1 protein-coding gene is annotated in these 1442 nt (G+C 40.6%); it reads left to right on the top strand.

Annotated features, from left to right (window positions below; genetic code table 11):
• Nucleotides 1-1442 (top strand): hypothetical protein (locus tag GTU69_RS16905; RefSeq protein WP_240921748.1); only part of this gene is annotated, 1442 nt, incomplete at both ends.

Below are 1442 nucleotides of genomic sequence, written 5' to 3'. Positions count from 1 at the left end.
CTGGTACAGTAAATGGTTTAACTACTAATGTAGGTGCTCTTAACACCACTACAGGTGGCCTAACTGCTGGCTTAACTAACTTGACGGGTACAGTTACTGATCTTGCGACTGATGTTTTAGGTCTAACTGGTGATGTGGGTAACCTTAACACCACTACAAGTGGCTTAACTTCAGGTTTAAACAACTTGTCAGGTACAGTAGGTGGTTTAACATCTGGTCTTAGTAATTTAACTGGTACTGTAAATGGCTTAACTACTAATGTAGGTGCCCTTAATACAACTACAGCAGGCTTAACTGGTACAGTAGGTGGTTTAACATCTGGTCTCAGTAATTTAACTGGTACAGTAAATGGTTTAACTACTAATGTAGGTGCTCTTAACACCACTACAGGTGGCCTAACTGCTGGCTTAACTAACTTGACGGGTACTGTGAGTGGTGTTCAGCAAAATGTGGGCATCCTGCAAAATACAACAAACGGTTTGACTACTACTGTCGCGGGCTTAACTGGTACAGTAGGTGGTTTGCTAACTGATGTTTTAGGTCTAACTGGTGATGTGGGTAACCTTAACACCACTACAAGTGGCTTAACTTCAGGTTTAAACAACTTGTCTGGTACAGTAGGTGGTTTAACATCTGGTCTCAGTAATTTAACTGGTACTGTAAATGGTTTAACTACTAATGTAGGTGTTCTCAACACCACTACAGGTGGCCTAACTGCTGGCTTAACCAACTTGACGGGTACTGTGAGTGGTGTTCAGCAAAATGTGGGCATCCTGCAAAATACAACAAACGGTTTGACTACTACTGTCGCGGGCTTAACTGGTACAGTAGGTGGTTTGCTAACTGATGTTTTAGGTCTAACTGGTGATGTGGGTAACCTTAACACCACTACAAGTGGCTTAACTTCAGGTTTAAACAACTTGTCAGGTACAGTAGGTGGTTTAACATCTGGTCTCAGTAATTTAACTGGTACTGTAAATGGCCTAACTACTAATGTAGGTGCCCTTAATACAACTACAGCTGGCCTAACTGCTGGTTTAACCAACTTGACGGGTACTGTGAGTGGTGTCCAGCAAAATGTGGGCATCCTGCAAAATACAACAAACGGTTTGACTACTACTGTAACTGGACTAACTGGAGCTGTAGGCGGACTCTTAACGGATCTGGTAGGTCTTAAAGGTGATGTAACTAATCTTGATGTAAGCAAAGCTGATATAACTTACGTAAATATTCAAAATGCACTTCAAGATCAAGTTATTGCGACTAAAGCTGATACAACTTATGTAAATGCTCAAAATGCACTTCAAAATCAAGTTATTGCGACTAAAGCTGATACAATTTATGTAAATGCTCAAAATGCACTTCAAGATCAAGTTATTGCGACTAAAGCTGATACAACTTATGTAAATGCTCAAAATGCACTTCAAGATCAAGTTATTGCG

The organism is Acinetobacter sp. SA01, from assembly GCF_011319235.1.
In the GTDB taxonomy this organism is placed as follows: Bacteria; Pseudomonadota; Gammaproteobacteria; order Pseudomonadales; family Moraxellaceae; genus Acinetobacter.
The sequence above is the reverse complement of the archived record's forward strand: the minus strand, read 5'-3'. Positions and strand labels throughout refer to the sequence as shown.